Origin of the sequence: Frigoribacterium sp. CFBP 13712, assembly GCF_014842255.1 — a bacterium.
In the GTDB taxonomy this organism is placed as follows: domain Bacteria; phylum Actinomycetota; class Actinomycetes; order Actinomycetales; family Microbacteriaceae; genus Frigoribacterium.
In genome coordinates this window covers 44648-63617 of the sequence record NZ_JACYVH010000010.1, presented here as the reverse complement: position 1 = coordinate 63617, position 18970 = coordinate 44648, and the positions used below count along the sequence as shown (strand labels likewise).

Genomic DNA, 18970 nt, shown 5'->3' with positions numbered 1-18970 from the left:
CCTCCTGGGCCTGCGCGCCGACGGCGGCTGCCGGACAGGCGGCGCCTCACGCCCCGATCGTGCGGATGAAGTGGTCGCCCTCGCGGGCCCGGCCCGAGGCGGCCACGGTGAAGCGGACGATGTCGCTGCGGTAGCGGTCGTCGGAGGCCTCGAACGTGCGGCCGTCGCGCCCGCGGGTCACGCGGTGCAGGCGGAGGATCGGCGTGCCCGGTTCGACGCCGAGGAGGCGCGCGTCGAGTTCGTCGGCCGCCACCGCGTCGATCTCGTGGTCGACGTCGTCGTAGCCGAACCCCCGCGAGTCGAGGTACTCGGTGATCGAGACGGTGTCGAGGTCGACGTCGAAGAGCACGCGGCCGACCTCCTCGATGAAGGTCAGGCGTTCGAGCATGGTCGGGCGGCCGTCGACCGTCCGCAGACGCACGACGTCGACGACCAGGTCGCCGGGCTCGACGCCGAGGGCGCGGGCCTTCTCGTCGCCCGCCCGGCGCAGCGAGACCTCCTGGGTGCGGGCCCCGGGCTCGCCGCCGACGTCGCGGACCCACTTCGTGAACGGGATCGACACGTCGACGGGGTGATGCGTCTTGCGGGCGACCACGCGAGCCGGTCGACCGCGCCGGGTCTCGACGAGGCCCTCGCTGCGGAGGGCCGCGAGGGCGTTGCGGATCGGACCCCGGGAGGTGCGCCACTGCTCGGCGAGTTCGCCCTCGCTCGGGACGTCGTCGCCGACCGCGAGGTCGCCGCGGACGATGCGTCGGCGGAGGTCGTCGGCGATCTGCTCGTAGAGGGTGATTGCCACGATCGGAGCCTAGCGAGCGCGCGCCGCCCCCGCCGCGCCGCCCGCGCGCATCGAGGTGACCCTAAAGGCGCCCTCGGGGTGCAGGAGGGCCCTCAACGGGTCACTTCGATGCAGCGCCTCCGGCGCGTCCCGCCCCGCGCCTCCTGCCGCAGCGTCGAGGTGACCCGAAAGGCGCCCTCGGGCCGCGCGAGGGGTCCCTTCGGGTCACTTCGACGTAGCCCCTCCCGCGCGCCCGCCCCGCGCCTCCTGCCGCTTGCGTCGAGGTGACCCGGAGCGTGCTCTCGAGGTGCGGCAGGGGTCCCTTCGGGTCACTTCGATGCAGCGCCGGCGGCGCGCCCCGCCCCGCGCCTCCTGCCGCAGCGTCGAGGTGACCCGAAAGGCGCCCTCGGGCCGCGCGAGGGGCCCTTTCGCGTCACATCGATGCACGCACGGCGCGCGCGCCGCGCAGCGCGCGTCAGGCGCCGTCGGGCGACTCGTTCACGGCGGCGTTCAGGGCCTCCGTGATCTCGTGCAGCTGCGGGATCGCGCTCAGGATGGTCTCGTCGGTGCCGGTCGTCGAGAGCACGTAGCGGTACGCCTCGCGCAGGTTCGTCATCGCGTCCGTGCCGGCGGCGGTGAGGTGCAGGTGCAGACTGCGGCGGTCGTCGGGGTGCTTCGTCCTGACGACGTGGCCGGCCTTCTCGAGCCGGTCGATGACGGCCGTCGTCGACCCCGAGGTGATGACCAGGTCGCGGGCGAGGGCCGTCGGCGTGATGCCGGGGGTGTCGCCGACGGCGAGCAGCGCCGAGACCTCCATCGGGGCCAGCCCGACGACGCGGGCGGAGTGCACCCGGTAGCGTCGGTGCGCCTCGTCGAGGCGGTGCAGGGTCATCGCCAGTCTCTCGACGGACTCCGGGGCGTTCTCGGGCGTCGCGGGGAGGACGGGGCACATCGTGGTGGTTCTCTCATCGGGCTCGGGGCCACGGGCCCGCGAGTCGGGTGGCGGTGGCGCCGACGGCGCGACCGGTGAGGCAGTGTGCCCAGGATAATGCTGCTGGTCGGGGGCCGAGGTGTCCAGACCCCGTCCGGGTGGCCTCGTCCGCTGCGCGCCTGGAGACGCGACCGTGTCCGCCTGCTGGACGCGCGCCTCCTCGGGGCGTAGTATTCATGCAAACGTATAGATAGCAGCACGGTCAGGAGCCTCATGTCACACCCCCTCGAGTTCGGCCTCGACACCTTCGGCGACGTCACCGAGCGCCCCGCGGGCGTCGACGGCGCCGGGATGCTCAAGACGCACGCCCAGGCGATCCGCGATCTGGTCGACCAGGCCGTGCTCGCCGACCGCGTCGGGCTCGACTTCATCGGCGTGGGCGAGCACCACCGCATCGACTTCGCCGTGTCGGCGCCCGAGGTCGTGCTCGCCGCGATCGCCGCCCGCACCGAGCGCATCCGCCTCGGCTCGGCCGTCACCGTGCTCAGCTCCGACGACCCGGTGCGGGTCTACGAGCGCTTCGCCACGGTCGACGCGGTGTCGAACGGGCGTGCCGAGGTGATCCTCGGGCGCGGATCGTTCACCGAGTCGTTCCCGCTCTTCGGTCTCGACCTGCAGGACTACGAGAAGCTCTTCGAAGAGAAGATCGAGCTGTTCGCCGAGCTGCTGAAAGACGAGCCCGTCACCTGGCAGGGCAGCGTCCGCGGTTCGCTGAGCGACCAGTGGGTCTACCCGCGCCCCGAGTCGGGCACGATCCCGACCTGGGTCGGCGTCGGCGGATCGCCGCAGTCGGTCATCCGCGCCGCGCACTACGGGCTGCCGTTGTTCCTCGCCATCATCGGCGGGCAGCCGGCCCAGTTCGCGCCGTACGCCGATCTGTACCGTCGCGCGCTGACCGAGTTCGGCAAGCCGTCTCAGCCGATCGCGATGCACTCGCCCGGCTTCATCGCCGACACCGACGCCGAGGCGCTCGAGATCCTCTACCCCTACCAGGAGGAGCAGACCAACCAGCTCGGTCGCGAGCGCGGCTGGCCGCCCTACTCGCGCCCGCAGTACGAGCAGAGCGCGAACGCCACCGGCGCCCTGTACGTCGGCTCGCCCGAGACCGTCGCGCAGAAGATCGCGCAGAACCTCACGCTGCTCGGGGCGTCGCGCTTCGACCTCCGCTACAGCATGGGTCGACTGCCGCACGAGCACATGATGCGCAGCATCGAGCTGTACGGCACCGAGGTCGTGCCGCGCGTGCGCGAGCTGATGGCCTGAGTCGCAGACTCATGACGCCGAGGAGGCGCGGGTCGGGACATCCCGGACCGCGCCTCCTCGCTGTCTCACGACCGGTGCGTCAGCTCTTCTCGCAGGCGATGCCGTCCTTGTCGCGGTCGTGCTTCGCGTTGGCGGCGTAGAGCGCCTTGTCGAACTTGACGGAGCCCTTGAGAGCGCGCTTCTCGACCGTCTTGTTCGCCTTCGTGACGAGGTTGACCTTGATGCCGGGCTTGGCGATCCCACCCGAGAACGCCTTGTTCACGGCGGTGCAGTTCGCGTAGACCTTGGGGGCCGCCTGGGCGGGCTCGCCGGCGACGAGGGTGAGTCCGCCGCCGAGGGTCAGCCCCGCGGTGACGGCGAAGGCGACGAACGCGACTCGGGTGCGGGCGAAGGTGGTCGACGGCATGGGTTCCTCTCGGCGTGCTCGGGCAGCACATTCTGAGGTTGCCTCATGCGTTCGACGTCGGCCAGCCCCCGAACGGGTGCGATGCGCCCGCGGTCGACTCAGCGCCCCGCGCCCGGCTCAGCGCCCCCGGTCGCTCCGCGCCAGCGCCCCGAGCTGCTCGTTGTACGCCTTCAGCTCGGCGTCGTCGTCGCGGTCGGCCTTGCGGTCCTTGCGCTTGGCCTCGCGGCTGTCGCTGCGGCTCCACATGATGGCGACGGCGATGGCGAGCGACACGGTCGGGATCTCGCCGACGCTCCACGCGATGCCGCCCGCGGCGTACTGGTCGGCCATCGGGGTGGCGCCCCAGGTGCGGCCCATGGCCCCGTACCAGTCGGCCAGGAACAGCCCCGTGCTCGTCATGATGCTGAGCCCGAAGAACGCGTGGAACGCCATCGTCGCGAGCAGCACGAGCAGGCGCATCGGGTAGGGCAGGCGGCCCTTGACGGGGTCGATGCCGATCATCGACTGCACGAACAGGTACCCGACGATCAGGAAGTGCACGATCATCCAGTAGTGCCCGAGGTGCGTCGTGGTCGCCCAGCTGAAGAGCGACGTGTAGTAGAACACGAACAGCGACCCGGCGAAGAGCACGGCCGACACGATCGGGTTGCTGATCACGTGCGCGTACCGCGAGTGCACGAGGATCATGATCCACTCGCGCGGCCCGCGGGTGCCGTCGGTCCGCTTGTGGATGGCGCGCAGGGCGAGCGTCACCGGCGCACCGGGCACGAGCAGCACCGGCACGACCATGCCGAGCGCCATGTGCGCGAGCATGTGCGCGCTGAACAGGTACTCCTCGTAGACGTTTGGGGCGCCGCAGGTGATGTAGAACAGCACGACCATGCCGGCGATCCACGAGACCGTGCGCCCGGCCGACCAGCGGTCGCCGCGACGGCGCAGGCGCGCGACGGCGGCGAGGTAGAAGAAGACGCCGAAGGCGCAGAGCAGGGCCCAGAGCATGTCGGGGTTCCACTCCGTGAGCCAGCGCATCGGGGTCAGCTCGGGCGGCAGCAGCTCTTCGGTGAGGATCTCGGCCGGTGTCGGGTCGGCGAGGTCGCTCGCGGCGACCTGCTCGACGGGCGTCGCGGTGCGACCGAGGGCGGCGGCCACGCCCGAGGCGATGCCCATGAACGCGAGCTCGGCCGAGACGAAGTACCAGAAGAGGCGGGTGGTGGCCTTCGGGTGCGTGCCCATGCGTGCGACCAGGAACCTCCGCTGCACGACGCCGAACAGCCCGAGCGCCACGAGCGCGAAGGTCTTGATCAGCACGAGCACGCCGTAGCCCGTGGTCAGAGACGACCAGCTGCCGAGTCGCAGGGCGGCGCTGCCGACGCCCGACACGGCGACCACGACGAAGCAGATGATCGCGAGCGTCGAGTAGCGCGACAGCACGATCGCGAGCCGGGTGTCGTCGAGCGTGCCGCGCAGCAGGGCCAGCAGCACGAGGCCGCCGAGCCAGACGGAGGCGCCGACGAGGTGCAGTGCGAGGTTCGTGACGGCGGCGTCGTGACCGCTCGACCCGGCGGCGTGCCCCTGCTGGGCGATGGGGATGAGCCCGCCCATGGCGAGCAGCGTGACGCCGATCAGCGCCCAGATGTTGCGGACGACGAAGCACATCACCGTGACGGCGGCGGCGATCAGCGTGGTGATCAGCCAGGCGTTGCCGAGTTCGGTGTCGGTGAGGAAGAACGCGAGCTGGCGGCCGAACTGGTCGTCGAAGGTGACGGCGACGTTGGCGACGCTGAGGAACGTGAAGAAGGTCGTGGCGGCCGAGGCGACGGCCCAGAACCCGGCGGCACCGGCGGCGATGTCGAGCGCCTTGTCGTACTCGGGGCGAGCGCGGGCCAGTGCGAAGCAGGTCAGGGCGAGGGTGCCGATGGTCGCAGCCGCGCCGATGTTGTTCAGCATCTTGGCCATGGGCAGGCCGTAGCGGACGACCTCGCCCGGGTCGACGACGAGCGGGGCGTCGGCCGCGCCGCCCAGCTTCAGGGCGACGAGCAGCGCCGCGAACGCCACCAGCACGAGGAGTGCGGGCCCGGTGATGCGGGTGAGTTTCGGCACGGGTTCCAGCCTAGGTCGGGTGCTCGGGGTGCGGAGACGGATCGTTCGGCCCCGAGAGACCGGCGGGTTCCGCACAGGTCGGCCGAGGAGGCGCGGGACGGCCCCCTGGGGACGACGCCCGGCCCGGCGCACGAAAGGGGGTGCCGACCGAAGTCGACACCCCCTGGGGCTTCGTGAGAAGCGGAGGACTACTTGACGGCGGCCTTGAGCTTGCTGCCGGCGCTGACCTTGACGCTGTCGCTCGCGGCGATCTCGAGGGCCTCACCCGTCTGCGGGTTGCGGCCGGTGCGAGCGGCGCGGTGCGTCTTCTCGAAGGCGATCCACCCGGGGATGGTGACCTTCGTGCCGTCCGCGACGGACTTCGAGACGACGGAGAAGAACGCGTCGACGACGCCGCTGACGGCGGCCTGGCTCTGGCCGGACTCGGAAGCGACAGCTGCGACGAGCTCGGTGCGGTTCAGTGACTTGTCAGCCATGTGTTTGTCCTCCTCGGACTTCGTTCGTAAGACGAGACGCGGCGTTCACCGCGTCCGTGCGGTAACAGGCCCGAGGGCCCTGTGGAACCGCGTAAAACCTACCAGGAAGACTTCGTGATGCCCGGAAGCTCACCGCGGTGAGCCATGTCGCGGAAGCGGACACGGCTGATGCCGAAGGCCTTGAGGTGACCGCGGGGGCGGCCGTCGACCGAGTCGCGGTTGCGGAGGCGGACCGGCGACGCGTCGCGGGGCAGCTTCTGCAGACCGAGGCGGGCGGCCTCGCGGCTCTCGTCGGTGCCGTTCGGGTCGATGAGCGCCTTCTTGAGCTCGAGACGCTTCTCGGCGTAACGGGCGACGATGACGGCGCGCTGGTTGTTCTTGGCGATCTTGCTCTTCTTGGCCATCTCTAGCGCTCCTCGCGGAATTCGACGTGCTTGCGGATCACGGGGTCGTACTTCTTCAGCACGAGGCGATCGGGGTTGTTGCGACGGTTCTTCTTGGTCACGTACGTGAAACCGGTGCCCGCCGTCGAGCGGAGCTTGATGATGGGACGGACGTCCTGCTGACGAGCCATTAGATCTTCTCCCCACGAGCGAGAAGGTCCTTCACGACCGACTCGATGCCACGAGCGTCGATGACCTTGATCCCCTTGGCGCTGAGCTGCAGGGTCACGTTACGACGAAGCGACGGCACGTAGTACGTCTTCTTCTGGATGTTGGGATCGAAACGACGCTTGGTGCGTCGGTGCGAGTGCGAGATGTTGTGTCCGAAGCCGGGGATGGCTCCGGTCACCTGGCATGTTGCTGCCATGGTCATTCCTCCGTAGATACCGTAGGGAGCACCCCGTTCTGCGAACGGCGGCCCCTACCCAAGGTCACTTGTCGGCGCGCGTCGGCCCCCATGGATCCGCATGACGGAGCCGGTGTGGCGGGGGATTCGGTGCACATGGGCGCAGAGAGCGCCCAACCAAAGAGCAAGAGTACGCGACACGCCCGGGATCACGCAAGCCGCGCCTCCTCGGCATCGACGGCGGCAGCCGAGGAGGCGCGGGTCAGCCCTCGGAGGAGCCGCGGGTGACCGCGGGGTCGCGCCCCGCGGCGGCCTCGGCCGAGCACGCCGCGCAGAGCCCGAAGACGTCGACGATGTGCTGCGCCTCGGTGAAGCCGTGCTGGGCGGCGACCTGGCGGGCCCAGGTCTCGACCGCGTCGGCCTCGATCTCGACCGTGGTGCCGCAGACGCGGCAGATGAGGTGGTGGTGGTGCGTGCCGGGGGTGCAGGCGCGGTACAGGCTCTCGCCCTCCTGCTGCAGCGAGTCGGCCGATCCGTCGGAGGCGAGGTCGGACAGCGCCCGGTAGACGGTCGCCAGCCCGATGGGCGAGCCCGCCTCGCGCAGCTGGGTGTGCAGGGACTGCGCGCTGACGAAGCCCTCGCTGCTGTCGAGCGCCTCGCGCACGGCCTCGCGCTGCCAGGTGTTGCGTCGGACCACCATCTCAGACCTCCTGCTTCGCGGCCAAGGCTACCCGTGCGGGTCGGCGCGGCCTGAGCGTGCGGGCGTCGCGACGACGGCCGATCACACGGCAGACGAGCCAGATGGCGAACGAGATGGTCGTGACGTAGGGGCTGATCGGCAGTCCGCCGCCGAGTGCGAGCAGGATCCCGCCGACCACCGAGGTGACGGCGAAGGCGATGCTCAAGAGCGGCACCAGCCGCGGGTTCACCGTGAGCCGGAGGGCCGCGGCGGCGGGGGTGACGAGCAGCGAGAGCACCAGCAGGGCGCCGACGATCTGCACCGACACGGCGACGGCGAGGCCGAGCACGAGCATGAACACGATGCCGAGGGTCCGCACCGGGATGCCGGCGGCGGCGGCCACGTCGGGGTCGACGCTGGCGAAGGTGAGCGGGCGCCAGACGACCAGCAGCGTGACGATCACGACGGCCGAGATGGTCATCAGCCAGCCGAGCTGGGGGTTGTCGACGGCGACGATCTGACCGGTCAGCAGGCCGAACCGGTTGGCGGACCGGCCCTGGTAGAGGGCGAGGCAGAGGATGCCGATCCCGAGGCCGAACGGCATGAGCACCGCGATGATCGAGTTGCGTTCGCGCGCCCGCGACCCGAGCACACCGATCAGCAGGGCCGCCACGACGCTGCCGACGAGCGACCCCGCGACGACGTTGGCGCCGAAGAGCAGGGCGGCCGACGCGCCGGCGAACGACAGCTCGCTGATGCCGTGCACGGCGAACGGCATGTTGCGTGTGAGGACGAACGGGCCGATCAACCCGCCGACCAGGCCGAGCACGGCGCCGGCGATGATCGAGTTCTTGACGAGGGCGACGAGCTCGCCGAAGTCCTGGAACGAGAACAGCTGGGCCCACAGGTCGGTCATCGCGGCCCTCCGTCGTCGTCGAGCGGCTCGAGGTGATGATCGTCGTGCCCGTGGCTGCCGACGATGACGATGCGCCCCATCGTGCGGATGACGTCGACCGGGGTGCCGTACAGCTCGCTCAGCACGGGCGCCTGCAGCACCTCGTCGGGGGTGCCGATGCGGAACGAGCCCCCGGCCAGGTAGAGCACCCGGTCGACGACGTCGAGGATCGGGTTGACGTCGTGCGTGACGAAGACGACGGCCGTGTTGCGGGCCCGGCGCTGACGGTCGAGCAGCTCGGTGACGCCGCGCTGGTGCCGCAGGTCGAGCGAGATCAGCGGCTCGTCGCAGAGCAGCAGGGCGGGGTCGGCGGCGAGTGCCTGGCCGACGCGGGCGCGCTGCTGCTCGCCGCCCGAGAGCGAGGCGACGGGGGCGTCGGCGAACGAGGTCGCGCCCACCTCGTCGACGAGGGCGTCGATGGCGGCCCGTTCGGCGGCGCTCTCGCGGCGCAGGCCCCAGCGGTGGCCGGTGACGCCGAGGGCGATCATGTCGCGGGTGCGGAGCGGCGTACCGGTCTCCATCAGGCGCTGCTGCGGCACGTACCCGATGCGGCGGTGCCCGCGGGCGACCGGCCTGCCGAGGAACTCGATGGTGCCGGCGGTGAGCTCCTGCTGACCGAGGATGGTCCGCAGCATGGTGGTCTTGCCGGCGCCGTTCGGGCCGAGCACGGCGATGAACTCGCCGGGGGCGACGTCGAGGTCGAGCCCCGACCAGAGGGTCCGGTCGCCGAAGCCGACGCCGGCGTCGCGCAGGCGCAGCACGGCGTCGCCGTCGCGCCCGGCCGAGGAGGCGCGGGTCGCGACGGCGACGGAGTCGTCGGGGTGCCGCTGGGTCACCGGTCGAGTGCCGCCTTGATCGCGTCGATGTTGCTCTGCTGCCACGAGATGTAATCATCCCCCTCCGGGAGGAGCTCCGTGACCGGCACGATGGCGACGCCGGCGTCGGTGGCGGCCTTCTCGACCGCCTCGGTCTCGGGGCTCGAGGTCTGCTCGTTGTAGGCGAGCAGGTCGACCCGGCCGTCGGCGAAGGTCTTGAGCGTCTCGTTGAGCACCGCGGGCGACACGTCGTCGCCCTCTTCGATGGCCTCGGAGAAGGAGGCGGGGGTCACGTTCACGAGACCCATCTCGTCGAAGAGGTAGCCGGGCACCGGCTCGGTGTAGGCGACCGACTCGCCATCGTGCGCCGTCTTGATCTCGGCGGCCTGCGCCTCCAGATCGGCCACGCGGTCGCCGAACGCGTCGGCGTTCGCGGTGAAGGTGTCGGCCTGGTCGGGGTCGATCTCGCCCAGCTGGTGCGCGATCTCGTCGGCGAGGGCGCCCATGCTGTGCAGGCTGTAGAAGACGTGCTCGTTGAACGCGCCGTGGTCGTGCTCGTGCTCGTCGGCGTGGTCGTCGCTCGTGGCGTCGGCGGAGGGCTCGGCCTCGTCGCTGTGCTCGTCGTCGGCGTGCTCGTCGTCCGTGTGCCCCTCGGCGTCGGGGTCGAGGCCCGAGACGTCCACGGCGTTCACGACCGCGGCCGACGAGTCGCTCGCGCTGAGCATCGTGTCGACGAAAGCGTCGTAGCCGCCGCCGTTCTCGATCACGACGTCGGCCCGCGAGACCGCGAGCTGGGTGCGGGCGTCGGCCTCGTACGAGTGCGGGTCTTGCGAGGGGTCGCTGATGATGCTGGTGACGTCGACCGCGTCGCCGCCGACGGTCTGAGCGATGTCGCCGTAGACGTTGGTCGATGCGACGACCGAGATCGCGCCTCCTGAACCGTCGTCGCCCGCCGCGCCCGCCGACCCCGACGACGAGCAGCCGCTCAGCACGAGGGCCGCCGCGGCGGGCAGGGCGAGCAGGGGCAGGGTGCGGCGGAGGTTCATGTCGTCGACGCTATTGCTACTGATAATGATTGTCAAGACGAGGAGGCGCGGCTCGGCTGCCGACCCGCGACGCGCCTCCTCGGAACCGCCGAGACCCCGGGAACGCGCTGAGACCCCCGTGCGCGCACGAGGGCCTCGGCGATCCGCTGGGGTCTGGTGCCCCGGAGCCCGAGCGCGGCTACGCCTTCGTGGCGGCCTCGACCGACTCGGCGCTCGCGTCGTCGTCTTCGCGACCCGGTGTCTTGAGGTTCCACTTCTTGATCACGAAGCTGAAGATGACGTAGTAGACGACGGCGTAGCCGAGCCCGATCGGGATCAGCCAGATCGAGTTCTGCGAGATCGAGAAGTTCAGCACGTAGTCGATCAGACCCGCCGAGAACGAGAACCCGTTGTGGATGTCGAGCGCGTTGACCAGCATCATCGAGGTGCCCGTCAGCACAGCGTGCACCACGTAGAGCGGCCAGGCGACGAACATGAACGAGAACTCGAGTGGCTCGGTGATGCCCGTCAGGAAGGCCGTCAGCGCGGTCGACAGCATGATGCCGCCGATCAGCTTCTTCTTCTCGGGGCGGGCGTGACGCCAGATCGCGAGGGCCGCGGCGGGCAGGGCGAACATGAAGATCGGGAAGAACCCGGTCATGAAGACGCCGGCGCTCGGGTCGCCCTGGAAGAACCGGGTCAGGTCGCCGCGGTAGACCGTGCCGTCGGCGCCCGAGTAGTCGCCCACCAGGAACCACACGATGTTGTTCAGGATGTGGTGCAGACCCGTGGGGATCAGGAGGCGGTTGACGACCCCGTAGACACCGCCGCCGACCACGTCGTTGGACGCCACGGCCGTGCCCACCCAGGTGAGCGCCGCGTTGAAGATCGGGTAGACGAACGACATGACGACGCGACGACCAGACCCGTGCCGGCCGTGAGGATCGGCACCAGTCGACGGCCGGAGAAGAAGCCGAGGAACTCGGGCAGCTTCGTCCGGTAGAAGCGCTGCCAGAGCACCGCGGACAGCAGACCCATGACGATGCCGCCGAGCACGCCGTAGTCGATGACCGCCGGATCGCCGGTCGCCGTCGTCTCGCCCGCCAGCACGAGAGGGGACATGGCCTCGAACACGCCGTCGATGACCATGTAGCCGACCACGGCGGCCAGGGCCGTCGAGCCGTCGGACTTCTTCGCCCAGCCGATCGCGATGCCCACCGCGAAGATCAGCGGCAGCCAGGTGAAGACCGCGTTGCCCGCCGCGCTGATGACCGAACCTCCGGTCTCGAACCCGGGGATGCCCCCGAGCAGGTCCGGCTGGCCCAGCCGGAGGAGCAGCCCCGCGGCGGGGAGCACCGCGATGGGCAGCATGAGGCTGCGCCCGAGGCGCTGCAGCACGGCGAACGCGCCGGCACCCCTCTTCGGCGCTGCGGCCGGTGCAGCCTCGGTCTCGGACGTCGTCATGCGCGGATCCTCTCGTCGATGAGCAGTCGGCCGGGGCATCGTCGTGGGCACGGTGCCGGTCGATCTGAGGCCTGTCCGGTCCTGTCCGGTCATGACCAGTGAGTGGTAGTTTCCTCAGACCGGCGGATGGTGTCAACTGGGAACCCGCGTTCCGTGTCAGCAGAACCGGGTCATGTCACCCGCGATGGAGGAGAACAGCTCATGTCGAAAGCACAGGCCATGATCGACGGACTCGGCGGCGCCGACAACATCGACGAGATCGAAGGCTGCATCACCCGCCTGCGCACCGACGTCAGAGACGTCTCGCTGGTCGACGACGCCGCCCTCAAGGCGGCCGGTGCGACCGCCGTCGTCCACGCCGGCGGCAGCGTCCAGGTGATCGTGGGCACCATCGCCGACACCCTCGCCGAAGACATCAACGACCTCCTCGACGCGTGACGGTCGTCACGGCCCCGGTCGCCGGGCGGGTCGTGGCGCTCGCCGACGTGCCCGACGCGGTGTTCGCCGGCCAGCTGGTGGGGGCGGGCGTCGCGATCGAGCCGAGCGCGCCTCCTGCGGGGCGGGGTGCCGGTGCCGGTCTCGTGGCCGTGTTCTCGCCGATCGCCGGCGAGGTCGTCAAGCTGCACCCGCACGCGTTCGTCGTCGTGCACGAGTCGGGCGTCGGCGTGCTCGTGCACGTCGGCATCGACACCGTGAAGCTCGGCGGCTCGGGCTTCGAGCTGGCCGTCGCCGAGGGCGCGAACGTCGCCGCGGGCGAGCTCGTCGTGACCTTCGACCCGGCCGTCGTCGCCGAGGCGGGCTACTCGGCGGTCTGCCCCGTCGTCGTGCTCGACAGCGCACCCGACACCGTGTCGCAGGAGGCGGTGGGCACGTCGGTCGCGCCGGGCGACGCCCTCTTCACCGTCTGACCGCGGCGCCGGGCTCGCGTCAGCCCTGCGGCTCCGTCGACGACACCTGCATCGACACGCGGTAGCGGTCGGAGCGGTACCAGGTCGCCGAGTGCTCGACCGGCACGTCGCCCGAGTACGACACGCGGTCGAAGAACAGCACGGGCGCGCCGTCGCGCGTGCCGAGCAGCGTCGCCGTCTCGGCCGAGGCGCCCTCCGCAGAGACCGTCTGCCGGGCGCGGGTGACGGGCAGGTCGTATTCGTCGCCGAAGAGGCGGTAGAGCGACAGGGTCAGGTCGTGGTCGAACAGCCCGGCGAAGCGCGCGGCCGGGAACCACGCGTCGTCGATGCTGACCGGTTCGCCGTCGGCGAGGCGCAGGCGCTTCACCCGGAACGCGGTCTCGCCGGGTGCGATCTCGAGCGCCGCGGCGGTGTCGGCAGGAGGCACGGCCTCGTCGCGCACCAGCACGACCGTGCTCGGAACATGCCCGAGCGACGTCATCTCGCTGGTGAACGAGGCCAGGTGCAGGGTCGACTGCACCACGCGGTGGGCCACGAAGGTGCCCTTGCCGCGCACCCGGGTGAGCCAGCCCTCGTTGACCAGCTGGCCGACCGCCTCCCGCACGGTGATGCGGCTGACGCCGTAGTCGGCCATCAGCTGGCGCTCGCTCGGCACGGCGGCGCCGGCGGGCAGCTCGGTCGCCGCCATCTCCTGCAGGATGCCGCGGAGCTGCTCGTGCTTCGGCACCGACCCGTCGACGATGTGCTGCGGCATGGCGGACCGGCCCCTCCTCGAGTCGACCGGCGGTGGTCCCGTCCGGTCATGACGTGTCGTCGACACGACCCTACGACAGGACGCCGAGGAGGCGCGGTGCGGGACTCCCCGCACCGCCCCTCCTGGATGGCAGAGCCGGCTCAGTCGAGCAGCAGCGCCGGCTCTTCGAGCACGCTCGCGACGTCGGCCACGAAGCGGCTCGCGACGTCGCCGTCGACCACGCGGTGGTCGAAGCTGGCGCCGATCGTCGTCACCATGCGGCTGCGGACCTCGCCGTCGACGACCCACGGCTTCTGCTTGATCGTGCCCAGGGCGACGATGGCGACCTCGCCCGGGTTGAGGATCGGCGTGCCGGTGTCCATGCCGAAGACGCCGATGTTCGTGATGGTGATGGTGCCGTCTTGCATGTCGGTCGGCGTCGTCTTGCCGTCGCGTGCCGTGAGGGTGAGCTGCTCGAGCGCCTGCGCGAGCTGGAGCAGGCTCATCGACTGGGCCTCTTTCACGTTCGGCACGATCAGCCCGCGCGGGGTCGCCGCGGCGATGCCGAGGTTGACGAAGTGCCGTACGAGGATCTCTTTATCGGTCCACGCGCTGTTCACCATCGGGTTGCGACGCACGGCCCAGATGATCGCCTTCGCCATGATCAGCAGGGGCGAGACCTTGACGCCGGCGAACTGCGGCGACGCCTTGAGGCGCTTCACGAACTCCATCGTGCGGGTCGCGTCGACGTCGACGAACAGGCTGACGTGCGGCGCGGTGAACGCCGACGAGGTCATCGCCCGGGCGATCGCCTTGCGGACGCCCTTGACGGGGATCCGCTCGATGCGCTCCTCGCCCCACTCGGGCGTCTCGATGTTGCGGAACACGCTGGCCTGCTGCGCGTGGCGGATCACGTCGTCGCGGGTGACCTCGCCGGCGAGACCGGTGGGCTGCACGATCGACAGGTCGACCTCGAGGTCCTTGGCGAGCTTGCGGATCGGCGGCTTCGCGATGATCGGCAGGGCCTGCGCGGCCGGCACCGACGTGGTCGGGCGGCGGCGGGCCTGCTCGGCGACGCGCAGCTGACGGGCGTCGACCTCGGTCTGGGCGGGCTTGCGGCGTCGGGTCGAGCCCGATCCGCCCGCGGCCCCGTAGCCCACGAGCACGGCGCCCGAGCCGCTGTCGTCTGATTCGGCGGGTGCCGAGGCGACCGAGCCGGTGCCGCCGCCGGCCGCGACGTCCTCCGCCGACGGAGCCGGTGCGGCGGGCGCAGCCGGTGCGGCGGGCGCGGTGGCGATGGGAGCAGCCGCAGGTGCCGCGGCGGCAGCGTCGTCCGCCCCCGAGGAGGCGCGGGTAGTCACGACCGGGATCGACGCGGTGTCGAGACCCCTGGCCCGCTGCTCGGACAGCGCCTGCTCGTTCTGCGAGACGACCTGGGCGGTGCGGGCGAGTCCACCCGATTCGGACGCCTCGGCTTCGGCGGCGCGGTCGCCCGGGGTGCGGGGCGCGCCTCCGTCGCCGATGCGGATGATCGGCGTGCCGACGTCGACCGTCTCGCCCGAGGCGACCAGCACGCTCTCGACGACGCCCGCGAAGGGCGACGGCAGCTCGACGAGCGACTTGGCCGTCTCGATCTCGACGAGCACCTGGTTGATCTGGACGGTGTCGCCCGGGGCGACCCGCCATTCGACGATCTCGGCCTCGGTGAGGCCCTCGCCGACGTCGGGCAGAGCGAATTCGCTGGTCATGAAGATCTCTCTCAGTACGCGAGGGCGCGGTCGACGGCTTCGAGGACGCGATCGGCGTCAGGCAGGTACAGCGTCTCGAGCTTCGCCGGAGGGAACGGGGTGTCGAAGCCGCTGACCCGCAGCACGGGGGCCTCGAGCGAGTAGAACGCCTTCTCGGCGACCGTCGCGGCGATCTCGGAGCCGACGCTGACGAAGCCGGGGGCTTCTTGGGCGACGACGAGTCGGCCGGTCTTCCGGACCGACTCGAGGATGGGGCCGTAGTCGACCGGCGACAGCGAGCGCAGGTCGACGACCTCGACGCTGATGCCCTCGGCGGCGGCGATCTCGGCGGCCTGCAGCAGCGTGCTGACCATGGCGCCGTGGCCGAGCAGCGTGACCTCGGTGCCGGTGCGGACGACGCGGCTGGCGTGCAGCGGCGCGTGCGGGTCGGTGCGGTCGACCTCGCCCTTGGGCCAGTAGCGGCTCTTGGGCTCGAAGAACATGACCGGGTCGTTCGACGCGATGGCCTCCTGGATCATCCAGTACGCGTCGTGCGGGGTGCTCGGGCTGACGACCCGCAGGCCGGCCGTGTGGGCGAAGTACGCCTCGGGGCTCTCCTGGTGGTGCTCGACCGCGCCGATGTGCCCGCCGTAAGGGACCCGGATGACGACGGGCATCTGCAGGGTGCCCTCGTGGCGTGCCGTCATCTTGGCCAGCTGCGACGTGATCTGGTCGAAGCCCGGGTAGATGAAGCCGTCGAACTGGATCTCGACGACGGGTCGGAACCCGCCCATCGCGAGTCCGATGGCTGTGCCGACGATGCCCGACTCGGCGAGGGGCGTATCGATGACGCGGTTCGCGCCGAACTCGGCCTGCAGCCCCTCGGTCACGCGGAACACGCCGCCGAGCGTGCCGATGTCCTCACCCATCAGCAGCACGCGGGGGTCGTCGGCCAGGGCCTTGCGGAGACCGGCGTTGATGGCGCGGCCGAGCGGCATGGTCTCGAGGGAGGCGCGGGTCGGCTCGCCGGCGGCCGTCGCGTCGGCCGTCGTGGTCGGGTTCGGGGCGGTGTCGGTCATGCGCGTCCTCCGTCGGTGTCGGCCGTGGTCGGGTCGGCGGTCGGGCCGAAGCTGTTCTCGTACGAGGCCAGCCATTCGCGCTGTTCGCGCATGACGGGGTGCGGTTCGGAGTAGACGTGCTCGAACATCGACGACGCCTCGGGCTTCGGCAGCTCGAGCGTGCGGCGACGGATGTCGGCACCGAGGTCGTCGCCCTCGGCCTCGAGCCCGGCGAAGAACGCGTCGCCCTCGCCGCGCGAGCGGAGGAACGCCTCGAAGCGGTCGATCGGGTCGCGGGCGATCCAGCTCTGCAGCTCGTCGTCGGTGCGGTACTTGGTCGGGTCGTCGGACGACGTGTGCGCGCCGATGCGGTACGTCATCGCCTCGATGAAGCGCGGACCGCCGCCGCTGCGGGCGGCGTCGAGGTCGCGGCGGCTGACCGCGTAGCTGGCGAGCACGTCGTTGCCGTCGATGCGGGTGCCGGGCACGCCGAAGCCGATGGCGCGGTTGACCAGCGGGGTGCGCGACTGGGTGGCGACGGGCACGCTGATCGCCCACTGGTTGTTCTGCAGGAAGAACAGCTCGGGGGTCTGGAAGCTCGCCGCGAAGACCAGCGCCTCGCTGACGTCGCCCTGACTGGTGGCGCCGTCGCCGAAGAAGGTGATGACGGCCTCGTCGACCTCGGGGTCGCCGCTGCCCGTCTTGCCGTCGATCGTGAGGCCCATCGCGTAGCCCGTGGCGTGCAGGGTCTGCGACCCGATCACGAGCGTGTAGACGTGGAAGTTGCCGCGTTCGGCCGGGTTCCAGCCACCGTGGGTGTGGCCGCGCAGCAGGCGGAGGATGTCGACCGGGTCGACTCCCTTGGCCAGGGCGACGGCGTGCTCGCGGTACGAGGGGAAGAGGTGGTCGTGCGGCCGGGACGCGTGCGCGACGCCGACCTGGGCCCCCTCCTGACCGTGGCTCGGCACCCACAGGGCGAGCTGCCCCTGACGGGCGAGCGCGGCGGCCTCGCGGTCGAAGCGACGGGTGAGGACCATGTCGCGGTGCATGGCGCGCAACCGGTCGTCGCCGAGGGCGTCGATGTAGGGCTGGAACTCGGCACCGGCGTCGGATTCGACGAGCTCGCCCGTCGGGCTGAGCAGCTGGACCGTCGTGACGCCGTGTTCCGCATCGATGGAAGACATGACGACCATTCTACCGGCGGCTACATGCCGTCAGAGTGATGTGTTCAGGCGCACCTGCTGGGCCGCGTGCAGCAGTCTGTCGACCGACGACGGCTCGCCGATCGTGATGCGGATGCCCTCGGGCGCGAACGGCCGGACGATGATCCCGTGGTCGGCGAAGACGCCCGCGGCGGTGGCGGTCTGCTCGCCCGTGGGCAGCCAGACGAAGTTGCCCTGGGCTGCCGGGACGTCCCAGCCCTGGTCGATCAGCGCCTGTCGCACCTGGTCGCGCAGCATGGCGATCCGGTCGACGCGGGTCATCAGCTCGGACTCGTGGGCGAGCGACGCGAGCGCGGCCGCCTGCCCCTGCTCGGTGACCGACAGCGGGATGGCGGTGGCCCGAGCGGCGTCGAGCACCGAGGAGGCGCCGATCGCGTACCCGACGCGCAGTGCCGCCAGCCCGTACGCCTTCGAGAAGGTGCGGAGCACGACGAGGTTCGGGTGGCGCTCGGTCAGCGACTCGCCGTCGACCGCGTCGGGGTCGGTGACGAACTCGGCGTAGGCCTCGTCGAGGATCACCAGGAGGTCGTCGGGGACGGCCGACATGAAGGTCTCGAACTCGTGGGTGGTGACCGTGGTGCCCGACGGGTTGTTCGGCGAGCAGACGACGACCAGGCGCGTGCGGTCGGTGACGGCCGCGGCCATGGCTTCGAGGTCGTGGCTGCCGTCGGCGCGGGTGGGCACCTGCACGCTGGTCGCGCCGGCCACGGTGACGAGCCCCGGGTAGGCCTCGAACGAGCGCCAGGCGTAGACGACCTCGTCGCCGGGGGCGGCGGCGGCCTGGATGAACTGCAGCAGCAGCGAGACGGACCCCGCGCCGACGTGCACCTCGTCGATGGTGACGCCGAACTTCTCGGCCAGGGCGCCGCGGAGCGCCGCGGCCGTCGCGTCGGGGTAGCGGTTGACCGTGACGGCGCCGCGGAGGGCCTCGACGACGGCCGGCAGCGGCTCGAACGGGTTCTCGTTCGACGACAGCTTGAAGGCGTCGGGCGACGCCTGCTTGCCCTGTCGGTACGGCGGCAGGGCGGCGATCTCGGGGCGAAGTCGAACGGGAGTCATCACCCGGCCACCCTAGGGGCTGCCACCGACGGATGACGCGGCACCGCGCCTCCTCGGTGGGACGCCGCACTACCGCGCGAGGGCGCCCGTTCGGCATGATGGGGGGATGACCCGATTCATCGTGAGGCTGCTCATCAACGCCGTGGCCCTCTGGCTGACCACCCTGATCGTGTCGGGTGTCGACGTCGACCCCTACGGCGTGGGCGGCACCACCGAGACGGTGCTGACGTACCTGCTCGTCGCGCTGATCTTCGGCGTGGTCAACGGCGTCGTCGGCACGGCGATCCGGGTCGTCGCGTTCCCCCTCTACGTCCTCACCCTCGGGCTCGTGTCGCTGATCGTCAACGGGCTGCTGCTCGGCATCGTCGCCTGGATCTCGGGCCTGATCGGCTTCGGCCTCGAGATCGAGGGCTTCTGGTGGGGCGTGCTCGGCGCCCTCGTGCTCGCGATCCTGGCCTGGCTGATCGGCATCGTCGTCCGCCCGATCGTCGAGTCCGGCGACCGCCGGCGGTGAACCGCTTCAG

Annotated in this window: 21 protein-coding genes and 1 pseudogene; 4 read left to right on the top strand and 18 right to left on the bottom strand. The window is 71.0% G+C overall.

From position 1 onward, the window contains the following. Positions 1-46: 46 nt before the first annotated feature. Both IFT51_RS15395 and IFT51_RS13720 read right to left on the bottom strand, forming a co-directional pair. Complete coding sequence (locus IFT51_RS15395; RefSeq protein WP_192061650.1) at positions 47-796, bottom strand: GntR family transcriptional regulator; 750 nt, start codon at positions 794-796, stop codon at positions 47-49. 454 nt (positions 797-1250) lie between these two features. Then, complete coding sequence (locus IFT51_RS13720; RefSeq protein ID WP_192061649.1) at positions 1251-1727, bottom strand: MarR family winged helix-turn-helix transcriptional regulator; 477 nt, start codon at positions 1725-1727, stop codon at positions 1251-1253. A gap of 252 nt (positions 1728-1979) precedes the next feature. Here IFT51_RS13720 and IFT51_RS13715 point away from each other — a divergent pair, with 252 nt between their 5' ends. Then, entirely contained in the window at positions 1980-3029 is a 1050-nt protein-coding gene (locus tag IFT51_RS13715) for an LLM class flavin-dependent oxidoreductase (RefSeq protein ID WP_192061648.1), read from the top strand. Positions 3030-3108: 79 nt separating this feature from the next. Here the strand turns inward: IFT51_RS13715 and IFT51_RS13710 are convergent, their stop codons facing one another. The 11 genes and pseudogenes from IFT51_RS13710 to IFT51_RS13660 all read right to left on the bottom strand — a co-directional run bounded on the left by IFT51_RS13710 (position 3109) and on the right by IFT51_RS13660 (position 11738). Next, on the bottom strand, positions 3109-3435 hold the full coding sequence (locus IFT51_RS13710) for an excalibur calcium-binding domain-containing protein (protein ID WP_192061647.1): 327 nt from the start codon (positions 3433-3435) through the stop codon (positions 3109-3111). 117 nt (positions 3436-3552) lie between these two features. Beyond that, on the bottom strand, positions 3553-5535 hold the full coding sequence (locus IFT51_RS13705; protein ID WP_243215536.1) for a cytochrome c oxidase assembly protein: 1983 nt from the start codon (positions 5533-5535) through the stop codon (positions 3553-3555). A 188-nt stretch (positions 5536-5723) separates the two neighbouring features. Next, on the bottom strand, positions 5724-6011 hold the full coding sequence (locus IFT51_RS13700; protein ID WP_043595940.1) for an HU family DNA-binding protein: 288 nt from the start codon (positions 6009-6011) through the stop codon (positions 5724-5726). Between the two features lie 98 nt (positions 6012-6109). Further along, a complete protein-coding gene (rpsN, locus tag IFT51_RS13695) occupies positions 6110-6415 on the bottom strand; it encodes a 30S ribosomal protein S14 (RefSeq protein WP_192061646.1) in 306 nt (101 codons plus the stop codon). Between the two features lie 2 nt (positions 6416-6417). Next, a complete protein-coding gene (rpmG, locus tag IFT51_RS13690; protein ID WP_043595944.1) occupies positions 6418-6585 on the bottom strand; it encodes a 50S ribosomal protein L33 in 168 nt (55 codons plus the stop codon). Next, on the bottom strand, positions 6585-6821 hold the full coding sequence (gene rpmB, locus IFT51_RS13685; RefSeq protein ID WP_022885355.1) for a 50S ribosomal protein L28: 237 nt from the start codon (positions 6819-6821) through the stop codon (positions 6585-6587). The genes rpmG and rpmB overlap by 1 nt, the downstream gene beginning before the upstream one ends. A gap of 241 nt (positions 6822-7062) precedes the next feature. Beyond that, a complete protein-coding gene (locus tag IFT51_RS13680) occupies positions 7063-7497 on the bottom strand; it encodes a transcriptional repressor (protein WP_320478148.1) in 435 nt (144 codons plus the stop codon). A gap of 4 nt (positions 7498-7501) precedes the next feature. After that, positions 7502-8395, bottom strand: a complete 894-nt coding sequence (locus IFT51_RS13675) for a metal ABC transporter permease (RefSeq protein WP_192061644.1) — start codon at positions 8393-8395, stop codon at positions 7502-7504. Next, positions 8392-9195: a metal ABC transporter ATP-binding protein gene (locus IFT51_RS13670; RefSeq protein WP_192061670.1), complete on the bottom strand. Its 804-nt coding sequence runs from the start codon at positions 9193-9195 to the stop codon at positions 8392-8394. Before IFT51_RS13670 ends, IFT51_RS13675 begins: the two co-directional genes overlap by 4 nt. 71 nt (positions 9196-9266) lie before the next feature. Continuing rightward, on the bottom strand, positions 9267-10295 hold the full coding sequence (locus IFT51_RS13665; protein ID WP_192061643.1) for a metal ABC transporter solute-binding protein, Zn/Mn family: 1029 nt from the start codon (positions 10293-10295) through the stop codon (positions 9267-9269). A gap of 178 nt (positions 10296-10473) precedes the next feature. After that, positions 10474-11738, bottom strand: a pseudogene (locus IFT51_RS13660) (PTS transporter subunit EIIC). Positions 11739-11939: 201 nt separating this feature from the next. Here IFT51_RS13660 and IFT51_RS13655 point away from each other — a divergent pair. Beyond that, positions 11940-12176 carry a glucose PTS transporter subunit EIIB gene (locus tag IFT51_RS13655; protein WP_192061642.1) on the top strand — a complete coding sequence of 79 codons (237 nt, stop codon included), beginning with the start codon at positions 11940-11942 and terminating at the stop codon, positions 12174-12176. Further along, positions 12173-12646 (top strand): glucose PTS transporter subunit IIA, encoded by a 474-nt coding sequence (locus IFT51_RS13650; protein ID WP_192061641.1) that lies wholly within the window; start codon positions 12173-12175, stop codon positions 12644-12646. The genes IFT51_RS13655 and IFT51_RS13650 overlap by 4 nt, the downstream gene beginning before the upstream one ends. Before the next feature lie 19 nt (positions 12647-12665). Here IFT51_RS13650 and IFT51_RS13645 read toward each other — a convergent pair whose 3' ends face one another. From IFT51_RS13645 to IFT51_RS13625, 5 genes are all read right to left on the bottom strand, one after another. Next, entirely contained in the window at positions 12666-13400 is a 735-nt protein-coding gene (locus IFT51_RS13645) for a GntR family transcriptional regulator (RefSeq protein ID WP_192061640.1), read from the bottom strand. 140 nt (positions 13401-13540) lie between these two features. Next, positions 13541-15127 carry a dihydrolipoamide acetyltransferase family protein gene (locus IFT51_RS13640; protein WP_192061639.1) on the bottom strand — a complete coding sequence of 529 codons (1587 nt, stop codon included), beginning with the start codon at positions 15125-15127 and terminating at the stop codon, positions 13541-13543. Positions 15128-15138: 11 nt separating this feature from the next. Then, on the bottom strand, positions 15139-16185 hold the full coding sequence (locus IFT51_RS13635; protein WP_192061638.1) for an alpha-ketoacid dehydrogenase subunit beta: 1047 nt from the start codon (positions 16183-16185) through the stop codon (positions 15139-15141). Continuing rightward, complete coding sequence (locus tag IFT51_RS13630; protein ID WP_192061637.1) at positions 16182-17348, bottom strand: thiamine pyrophosphate-dependent dehydrogenase E1 component subunit alpha; 1167 nt, start codon at positions 17346-17348, stop codon at positions 16182-16184. The genes IFT51_RS13635 and IFT51_RS13630 overlap by 4 nt, the downstream gene beginning before the upstream one ends. Positions 17349-17378: 30 nt before the next feature. Beyond that, positions 17379-18446, bottom strand: coding sequence for a histidinol-phosphate transaminase (locus IFT51_RS13625; RefSeq protein ID WP_192061669.1), 1068 nt, complete (start codon positions 18444-18446; stop codon positions 17379-17381). A gap of 106 nt (positions 18447-18552) precedes the next feature. On the opposite strand from IFT51_RS13625, the gene IFT51_RS13620 reads away from it, so the two are divergent. Continuing rightward, positions 18553-18960, top strand: coding sequence for a phage holin family protein (locus tag IFT51_RS13620; RefSeq protein ID WP_192061636.1), 408 nt, complete (start codon positions 18553-18555; stop codon positions 18958-18960). The last annotated feature ends 10 nt before the right edge of the window (positions 18961-18970 follow it).

Excerpts from the sequence above, each read along its gene's own strand:
- IFT51_RS13720 (WP_192061649.1), bottom strand. The coding sequence starts at position 1,727 with ATGTGCCCCGTCCTCCCCGCGACGCCCGAGAACGCCCCGGAGTCCGTC.
- IFT51_RS13715 (WP_192061648.1), top strand. The coding sequence starts at position 1,980 with ATGTCACACCCCCTCGAGTTCGGCCTCGACACCTTCGGCGACGTCACC.
- IFT51_RS13710 (WP_192061647.1), bottom strand. The coding sequence starts at position 3,435 with ATGCCGTCGACCACCTTCGCCCGCACCCGAGTCGCGTTCGTCGCCTTC.
- IFT51_RS13700 (WP_043595940.1), bottom strand. The coding sequence starts at position 6,011 with ATGGCTGACAAGTCACTGAACCGCACCGAGCTCGTCGCAGCTGTCGCT.
- rpsN (WP_192061646.1), bottom strand. The coding sequence starts at position 6,415 with ATGGCCAAGAAGAGCAAGATCGCCAAGAACAACCAGCGCGCCGTCATC.
- rpmG (WP_043595944.1), bottom strand. The coding sequence starts at position 6,585 with ATGGCTCGTCAGCAGGACGTCCGTCCCATCATCAAGCTCCGCTCGACG.
- rpmB (WP_022885355.1), bottom strand. The coding sequence starts at position 6,821 with ATGGCAGCAACATGCCAGGTGACCGGAGCCATCCCCGGCTTCGGACAC.
- IFT51_RS13675 (WP_192061644.1), bottom strand. The coding sequence starts at position 8,395 with ATGACCGACCTGTGGGCCCAGCTGTTCTCGTTCCAGGACTTCGGCGAG.
- IFT51_RS13665 (WP_192061643.1), bottom strand. The coding sequence starts at position 10,295 with ATGAACCTCCGCCGCACCCTGCCCCTGCTCGCCCTGCCCGCCGCGGCG.
- IFT51_RS13655 (WP_192061642.1), top strand. The coding sequence starts at position 11,940 with ATGTCGAAAGCACAGGCCATGATCGACGGACTCGGCGGCGCCGACAAC.
- IFT51_RS13645 (WP_192061640.1), bottom strand. The coding sequence starts at position 13,400 with ATGCCGCAGCACATCGTCGACGGGTCGGTGCCGAAGCACGAGCAGCTC.
- IFT51_RS13640 (WP_192061639.1), bottom strand. The coding sequence starts at position 15,127 with ATGACCAGCGAATTCGCTCTGCCCGACGTCGGCGAGGGCCTCACCGAG.
- IFT51_RS13635 (WP_192061638.1), bottom strand. The coding sequence starts at position 16,185 with ATGACCGACACCGCCCCGAACCCGACCACGACGGCCGACGCGACGGCC.
- IFT51_RS13630 (WP_192061637.1), bottom strand. The coding sequence starts at position 17,348 with ATGTCTTCCATCGATGCGGAACACGGCGTCACGACGGTCCAGCTGCTC.
- IFT51_RS13625 (WP_192061669.1), bottom strand. The coding sequence starts at position 18,446 with ATGACTCCCGTTCGACTTCGCCCCGAGATCGCCGCCCTGCCGCCGTAC.
- IFT51_RS13620 (WP_192061636.1), top strand. The coding sequence starts at position 18,553 with ATGACCCGATTCATCGTGAGGCTGCTCATCAACGCCGTGGCCCTCTGG.